Below are 8,256 nucleotides of genomic sequence, written 5' to 3'. Positions count from 1 at the left end.
CTTCGGTTTCGGCCACCTTCGCATACTGCAGCGAACTCGACGGTGGCCACGTAGACCACGAGCCCATCCGGACGGATGGTCCGCCTTCGATTTTTGTGGAGGTTGTCGGGAAGCCCATTCCGAGCAAGGGGGGGCCGCCCGCCTCGGGTGGCCCCCTCACTTCACGCGCCGGTGACTCCGCGGTCAGCGCCCCAGCGCTCGGCGGCCGCGGCCCTGCGACAGCACCGGCAGGTTCTTCGCCGGCGCCTGGGAGCGCGTGTCCTCCTCAAGGCGCAGCGCGAGCGCAGGGCAGCGGCGCACCGCACGAATCGCCTTGGCCTCCGCGAACCGTGGCACCTTCGCCTGAGCGACCGTCGGGAAACCGTCCGCACCGAGTTCGAAGACCTCAGGAAGGATGTCCGCGCACAGACCGTGCCCCCGGCACAGCGTCCAGTCGACGTAGATCTTCTGACGGCTGCCGCCACCGTTGTCGTCGGGCTCCCCGCCGCCGGGGATGCCCGTGGGCATCTTGCCGTCCTCGAAGAGCGGCAGAACGCCCTCCACGGGCCGTCCGCAGCCGTTGCCGAGGACATGTGCGGCCAGGTCGTCGGTGAACGCCTTGATCGTCGACTCGAGGAACATCGCGGAACCGTCCGGGTGCGAGCACGCCCCGCGCCGCTTCACGTTCTTCGCGACCTGCTTCAGTGCCTCCAGGGCGGCCGGCCCGCCGCCGTTGAGGATGTCCTCCATGCCGCGCGCGGCCGCCGGCAGACCCAGGTAACACGGACCGCACTGGCCCGCGCTCTCCTCCGCCAGCCACTGGGCGACCCGCAGCGACTCGCCCAGCGGGCACGTCTCCTGTGTGATCGGCAGAATCGCGCCGGCGCCCAGCGCACCCCCCACCGCGTCGAGCGAGTTACGGGAGACGATCGCCTCGTTGACCGTGGCCGCGTCGATCCACTTGCCGTGGTATCCGCCGGTGAGCACACCCTGCGGCACCGGCGGGGCGCCGGCCAGCTGCAGCACGTAGCGCAGCGGCACACCCGTGGGCACCTCGATCACCATGGGGCGGGCGACGGCACCGGAGACCGTCAGCATGACGGTGCCCGGCTCGTCGTACAGGCCAGTGTTGCCGTACCGCTCCGGGCCGATACGGGCGGCGATCGCCAGCTGCGCGAACGTCTCCGCGTTCGACAGCAGCGTCGGCGCGCCGCCGACACCGTTCTGCGACGCACTGGTCTTGCGGCCGGGAGGGATCGCCGGGCCGCCGTCGATCGAGCGGATCAGCGACGCGGCCGCACCGGTGACCATGCGGACCGGATTGCGCTGGACGAACGCCTTCAGCGCCGAGCGGCGGCCGTTGCTCAGGCCGCGTTCGGCGAGCGCCTGCTCCATGGAGCGCTGAGTGGACTCCCGGGTGACGCCGATGACGAGTGTGCGGGCACCCAGAGCCTCGGCGCACAGCAGCGCGCCGTCCAGGATGAGGTGCGGAGCACGGTTGATCAGCACCGTGTCCTTGCGGCAGGCCGGCTCGTCCTCGCTGCCGTTGACGACGACGACCGGCCGCACACCGCGCTTGATCGCCGCTTCGGCGACCGAGCGCAGCTTCTTGTGGAAGGGGAACCCCGCGCCGCCGCGGCCCTTCAGGTTGATGCGTTCGGAGAGCTGCGCGAGCTGCTCCCCGCCCAACGGCTCAAGCGGCCCGTGCACCTTGAGGTGCATGGGCAGATCGAGTCTTTCGACAAGGTCGAAACCCGACGTGAGCTGCGGAAGACCGACCACGCGGACTTCTGGGACGTCGGGCAGGGCCTCGTTCACCTATAGCCTCCGGAAGGCGTGTTCCAAGGTTCGCCCGAACCCGGTGCGTCGAAGGACGACCCGGGCGCTGGTTCGTTGGCGGGACCGCTGTTGTATGTGTCATTCGAGTTGTACGTCCCATAGCGGGCGTTCGTCTCACCCGTGTCGTACACATCACGTCCAGCGGTTCCACCGGCGCCCGAATTGCCATAGACCGGGATGTTGTATCCGGTGTCCTGAAGCGGGTCGTACGCCGACGGCGGCGCTTCGCCGACCGGCGGCGGTGACGGGATCGGCCAGCTGCCCGAGGTGCTCGAGGGGCCGTCCATGCGGGGGACGGGCTGGGTGGACTGGACGTCCAGCCGCTCCATGCGTGCGGTCTGGCCGGCCGCGAACGGCGACTGCTGCTTCCCGGGCGCGTTCGTGGCCCGGTAGGCGGCCGCGAAGCCGGAGGCCGGCTCGGAGACGGGGGCGGCGGAGGGGAAGAGCGGGTTCGACTGCGTGGACATGGTGTCGGCGCGCGGAGCCCTGGGTTCGCGCTCGCGCGGGGTCTCGTAACCGGGCAGCCCGGACTCGCTCATCCGGGCACGGCTCGCGTCGAGATCGTTCATGCGGGACCGGTCCGCGTCCCCGAGGAGTGTGACGAGGCGGTCGGCGAAACGGCGCTTGAACGGGCGGGGGGCGGCACGCAGGACGAGGGCCGCCATGATTCCGGCCAGGCACAGCTCGTACGACACCATGAAGAACGTCTTCGCCGGGCGCCCCGCGAAGAGACCGTGGAGCAGGGCGAAGCACAGGGCCGGGTAGGCCAGCATGTGCATCGCCCGCCAGCGGGCCGCCACCACGGCGGGCGCGGCGAACTGGTTGCGCAGCGCGCCGGTGATGCCCACGAAAATCATCAGGTAGGCGGCCAGGGAGCCCATGCCGACGAGGGTGGCGCTGCCCGGATTCGCGCCGCCGCCTCCGGTGACCAGCCAGCCGAAGGGGATCAGGGCCGCGATCCAGTCGGCGTGGTCCAGCGCGATCTTCACCCCGATGTGCACGAGGAGGAACGCGATCGAGGCGACCGCGGTGACCCGGTGGATGGCCTGGGCCACGATCCGCTGGCGGATGTTGAGGAGGATGCGGTCCTGGGCCACCAGGCCCCAGATGCACGAGCAGGTGAGGCAGACGAGCGCCAGGACGCCCGCACCGAAGTTCAGGAACTGCTGCAGCCAGTCGCCTCCCAGGAGGACGACGACGGGTATCAGCAGCAGGACGACAGCGGACGCCACCCCGTAGGCCGAGCGGCCTGGCTTGGGAAGCGAGCTGTTACTACGACGAGGGTTCATGGGGGCAACTCCGAGCAGTTCGGGAAAGCGGTCCCGGTGCCGCAGCCTAAGTGGCGCCATACCGATCAGTACGAGGTTTGAGTTATTGCGTTGTTACCAAAGAGCGATGCCGTCCTTGCGGTGTCCCTTAGGGGACGGTACGCGAAGTAAATTTTTGAACCTGGTTCAACTCTCGTCCCGATGGTTGCCTTAGACGCACGTGTCAACCGTTGATACGTAAGCGCGTCGCAGCTTGCTCAAGGGCTGCGGTACCCTGACGCCATGCGTGCCGTACGCCTTCTGCTTAGCGGGCCGCGCTGATCAGTCCCGACCGCCGCACAAAGCGGCTGGCCGGCATCGGCGCGGCGTCCCCTCCTGTGTGAGGGGATTTTTCGTTTCTAGAAAGATCGCAGCCGCAGGCAGAGACGACCGATGGAGCTTTGAGGATCATGAGCGAGACGAACCCCGCTGCCACCGCCACGTCGGCGGAGGTCGCGCCGCACCGCTACACGGCTGCTCTGGCGGCCGAGATCGAGGCACGCTGGCAGGACTTCTGGGACGCCGACGGCACCTACGCGGCCCCCAACCCCAAGGGTGACCTGGCCGGCGACCCCGAGCTGGTCGCCAGGCCCAAGAAGTTCATCATGGACATGTTCCCGTATCCGTCCGGTGCGGGCCTGCACGTCGGCCACCCCCTGGGCTACATCGCCACCGACGTCTTCGCCCGCTTCCAGCGGATGAACGGCCACAACGTCCTGCACACGCTGGGCTTCGACGCCTTCGGCCTGCCCGCCGAGCAGTACGCGGTACAGACCGGCACCCACCCGCGGGTGTCCACCGAGGCCAACATCGAGAACATGAAGGCCCAGCTGCGCCGGCTGGGCCTGGGCCACGACAAGCGCCGGTCCTTCGCCACGATCGACCCGGACTACTACAAGTGGACCCAGTGGATCTTCCTGCAGATCTTCAACTCCTGGTACGACGACGAAGCCGAAAAGGCCCGCCCGATCTCCGAACTCATCGCCCAGTTCGAGTCCGGTGAGCGTGCCGTACCGGGGCACACGCGCGCGTGGAACGAGCTGACCGCCGCCGAGCGCGGTGACGTCCTGGGCGAGTTCCGCCTGGCCTACGCCTCCGACGCGCCGGTCAACTGGTGCCCCGGCCTGGGCACCGTGCTGGCCAACGAAGAGGTCACCGCCGACGGCCGCTCCGAGCGCGGCAACTTCCCCGTCTTCAAGGCCAAGCTGCGCCAGTGGAACATGCGCATCACCGCCTACGCCGACCGGCTGCTGGACGACCTGGACGAGCTGGACTGGCCCGAGGCGATCAAGCTGCAGCAGCGCAACTGGATCGGCCGCAGCGAAGGCGCCCGAGTCGATTTCCCGATCGACGGCGAGAAGATCACCGTCTTCACCACGCGCCCGGACACCCTGTTCGGCGCCACTTACATGGTGCTGGCCCCCGAACACCCGCTGGTCGACCGGTTCACTCCGGCTGCCTGGCCCGAAGGCACCCACGAGGCGTGGACCGGCGGGCACGCCACACCGGCCGAGGCCGTCGCCGCGTACCGTGCGCAGGCCGCGTCGAAGTCCGACGTCGAACGCCAGGCCGAGGCCAAGGACAAGACCGGCGTCTTCACCGGCGAGTACGCCACCAACCCGGTCAACGGCGAGCGGGTCCCCGTCTTCATCGCCGACTACGTCCTGATGGGCTACGGCACCGGCGCGATCATGGCGGTTCCGGCCGGCGACCAGCGTGACTTCGAGTTCGCCCGCGCCTTCGAACTGCCGATCGTCTGCATCGTCGAACCGACCGACGGCCGTGGCACCGACACCTCGACGTGGGAGAACGCCTTCGCCTCCTACGACGCGAAAATCATCAACTCGTCGAACGACGAGATCGAACTGGACGGTCTGCCGGTCCCCGAGGCCAAGGCCCGCATCACCGCGTGGCTGGCCCGCAAGGGCATCGGCGAGGGCACCGTCAACTTCCGGCTGCGCGACTGGCTGTTCAGCCGCCAGCGGTACTGGGGCGAGCCGTTCCCGATCGTCTACGACGAGGACGGCGTCGCCCACGCGCTGCCCGAGTCGATGCTGCCGTTGGAACTGCCGGAGGTCGAGGACTACTCGCCGCGCACCTTCGACCCCGAGGACGCCGACACCCAGCCCGAGACTCCGCTGTCACGCAACGCGGAGTGGGTCAACGTCACCCTGGACCTGGGCGACGGACCGAAGAAGTACCGCCGCGAGACCAACACCATGCCCAACTGGGCCGGTTCCTGCTGGTACGAGCTGCGCTACCTGGACCCGCACAACAGCGAGAAGCTGGTCGACCCGCAGGTCGAGCAGTACTGGATGGGCCCCCGCGAAGGCATGCCGCACGGCGGTGTCGACCTGTATGTCGGCGGTGCCGAGCACGCCGTGCTGCACCTGCTGTACGCCCGTTTCTGGTCGAAGGTCCTGTACGACCTGGGCCACGTCTCGTCGGCCGAGCCGTTCCACAAGCTGTTCAACCAGGGCATGATCCAGGCCTACGTCTACCGTGACGGCCGCGGCTTCCCGGTGCCCGCCGCCGAGGTCGAGGAGCAGGACGGCGCCTACTACTACCAGGGCGAGAAGGTCAGCCGGCTGCTGGGCAAGATGGGCAAGTCCCTGAAGAACGCGGTGACGCCGGACGAGATCTGCGCCGAGTACGGTGCCGACACCCTGCGCCTGTACGAGATGGCGATGGGTCCGCTGGACGTCTCCCGGCCGTGGGACACGCGTGCGGTGGTCGGCCAGTTCCGGCTGCTGCAGCGGCTGTGGCGCAACATCGTCGACGAGGCCACCGGTGAGGTGACCGTCACCGACACCGAGCCCGACGAGGAGACACTGCGCGCCCTGCACAAGGCGATCGACGGCGTCCGGCAGGACCTGGAAGGGCTGCGCTTCAACACCGCCATCGCCAAGGTCACCGAACTGAACAACCACCTGACCAAGGCGGGCGGCGCGGTACCGCGTACGGTCGCCGAGCCGCTGGTACTGCTGATCGCGCCCCTGGCTCCGCACATCGCCGAGGAACTGTGGCGCAAGCTGGGCCACACCGACTCGGTCGTGCACCGGGACTTCCCGATCGCCGACCCGAACTACGTCGTCGACGAGACGGTGACCTGCGTCGTGCAGATCAAGGGCAAGGTCAAGGCCCGCCTGGAGGTGTCGCCGGCCATCTCCGACGAGGAACTGGAGAAGGTGGCGCTGGCCGACGAGACGGTCGTGAAGGCGCTGGGCGGTGCCGGGATCCGCAAGGTGATCGTGCGCGCGCCGAAGCTGGTGAACATCGTCACGGGCTGACGTACCGGGCCCCTCCGGGTGGTCCCCTACGGGCAGGTTCGGGGTCTTTCTGGAACTCCGGGCCTGCCCTTTGCGTTTACCGTTGAAGAGCGCGGCGTCCCTGCCGGGCTCGGAGACGGTCGGGGCGGTCGGAGACGGTCGGGAGCGAGGAGGAGCATCGTGGAAGCAGTGATCGCCGTATTCGCCGTGCTGTTCCTGCTCTTCGTCGCCGGCGGGGCGTACATCACCTTCAGGGCGGTCGGCGCGGCCAAACGCGGTGTGGACCGCACGATCACGCAGGCCCGGCGCACGGTCGAGGACCACACACTGCGTGCCAAGTCCATGGTCCAGATCGGCCCGGCGGCCGAGATCGCACAGCTCCGGCTCACCCTGCGCACCTCGATGCGGGCCACCCAGGACGCCTTGCAGGCGGGAGCCGCCGAGGACGAGTCGCTGAAGGAGTCCCTCGGCCTCTTCGAGCGGCTCAGCGCACACGGGCACGAACTGGACGGTGAGCTCAGGCGCCTGGAGACCGAGCCGGACCGGGCCACGCTCGCCACGAGACTGCCCGAACTGCGGCGGCGGGCAAAGCGTGTCACCGAGTCCGCGGACGCGTTGCGCTGGGCGGCCCGCGACCGGGCCCGCCGGTTCGCCGACGACGATCTGGACACCCTGAGCACGCAGATCGGTGTCGAGGCGGACGCCCTACGGCACTGGACCCGGCCAGCCTCCGGGCCCGAGACCCCGCCGTGGCCGGAGGCGGCCCCGGGGCAGGAGGACCGTCAGACCTGGCCGGAGGCACCCCGGTCCGGCGCGGCCGGGGGGCCGACACCGTCCGCGATCACTCCGCCGGCCCCGCCGCGGGTGTACCCGTGGCACAAGAAGCCCCGGCCGGAGAGCACCACTTGACGCGGCCGGCCCCCTTCCGGCTGACCGGGGGCGGGCTGCCGCGCCCGGGCTACGCCAGGTAATCTCCAGCTCATGTCCCGCCATGTCGCGATCGTCACCGATTCAACGGCCTACCTGCCGCCGCGGACGATGGAGCGCCACGGCATCACCGCGGTTCCCCTGACCGTGGTCCTCGGCGACCGGGCGCTCGAAGAGGGCACCGAGATCTCGACCCGGTCCCTGGCCCAGGCGCTGCAGAAACGGCGCTCCGTCACCACGTCGCGGCCCAGCCCCGAGGTGTTCGCCGACACCTACCGGAAGGTCGCGGAGTCGGGGGCCACCGGCATCGTCTCGCTCCACCTGTCCGCCGAACTCTCGGGCACTTTCGACGCGGCGGTCGCCGCGGCCCGTGAAGCACCCGTCCCGGTACGGGTGGTGGACACCGGGATGGTCGCGATGGCGCTCGGTTTCTGCGCGCTCGCGGCGGCCGAGGCCGCCGAGACGGGCGGCACCGTGGACGAGGCCGTCGCGGCGGCCGAGAAGCGGGCCGCGGGCACCTCGGCGTACTTCTACGTCGACACCCTCGACTATCTGCGCCGCGGCGGCCGTATCGGCGCCGCTCAGGCCCTGCTGGGTTCCGCGCTCGCCGTGAAGCCTTTGCTCCAGCTGGACGGCGGCCGGATCGAACTCCTGGAGAAGGTACGGACGGCGTCCCGTGCCATCGCCCGCCTCGAGGAACTCGCGGCCGAGCGTGCGGGCGGCGCCGAGGTGGACATCGCCGTCCACCATCTCGCGGCCCCCGACCGGGCCGCCGCTCTGGCCGATCGGCTGCGGGCACGGGTGCCCGGGCTGGCCGACCTGCATGTGAGCGAGGTCGGCGCGGTCATCGGGGCGCACACCGGACCCGGGCTGCTCGGGGCGGTCGTCTCCGCGCGCTGACCTGTGGACGTGGGGCAGCAGCCTCGTCACGATCA

General features: G+C 69.8%; 5 protein-coding genes. 3 read left to right on the top strand and 2 right to left on the bottom strand.

What is annotated here, in order from left to right; translation table 11 throughout:
- Positions 1-183: 183 nt before the first annotated feature.
- Positions 184-1,797: an NADH-quinone oxidoreductase subunit NuoF family protein gene (locus ABZ646_RS01375; RefSeq protein ID WP_132886795.1), complete on the bottom strand. Its 1,614-nt coding sequence runs from the start codon at positions 1,795-1,797 to the stop codon at positions 184-186.
- A complete protein-coding gene (locus tag ABZ646_RS01370; RefSeq protein ID WP_360511731.1) occupies positions 1,794-3,107 on the bottom strand; it encodes a cytochrome b/b6 domain-containing protein in 1,314 nt (437 codons plus the stop codon). Before ABZ646_RS01370 ends, ABZ646_RS01375 begins: the two co-directional genes overlap by 4 nt.
- A 428-nt stretch (positions 3,108-3,535) precedes the next feature.
- On the opposite strand from ABZ646_RS01370, the gene leuS reads away from it, so the two are divergent.
- The 3 genes from leuS to ABZ646_RS01355 all read left to right on the top strand — a co-directional run bounded on the left by leuS (position 3,536) and on the right by ABZ646_RS01355 (position 8,221).
- Positions 3,536-6,415: a leucine--tRNA ligase gene (leuS, locus tag ABZ646_RS01365; RefSeq protein ID WP_360511727.1), complete on the top strand. Its 2,880-nt coding sequence runs from the start codon at positions 3,536-3,538 to the stop codon at positions 6,413-6,415.
- Positions 6,416-6,574: 159 nt separating this feature from the next.
- The gene (locus tag ABZ646_RS01360) at positions 6,575-7,303 is read left to right on the top strand and encodes a hypothetical protein (protein ID WP_360511725.1); all 729 of its coding nucleotides are present in this window, start codon (positions 6,575-6,577) and stop codon (positions 7,301-7,303) included.
- Between the two features lie 72 nt (positions 7,304-7,375).
- Positions 7,376-8,221, top strand: coding sequence for a DegV family protein (locus tag ABZ646_RS01355; RefSeq protein ID WP_360511723.1), 846 nt, complete (start codon positions 7,376-7,378; stop codon positions 8,219-8,221).
- Positions 8,222-8,256: the final 35 nt, after the last annotated feature.

The sequence above is a fragment of the Streptomyces sp. NPDC007162 genome (assembly GCF_040634175.1).
In the GTDB taxonomy this organism is placed as follows: domain Bacteria; phylum Actinomycetota; class Actinomycetes; order Streptomycetales; family Streptomycetaceae; genus Streptomyces.
This window is presented reverse-complemented; position numbering and strand designations above follow the sequence as displayed.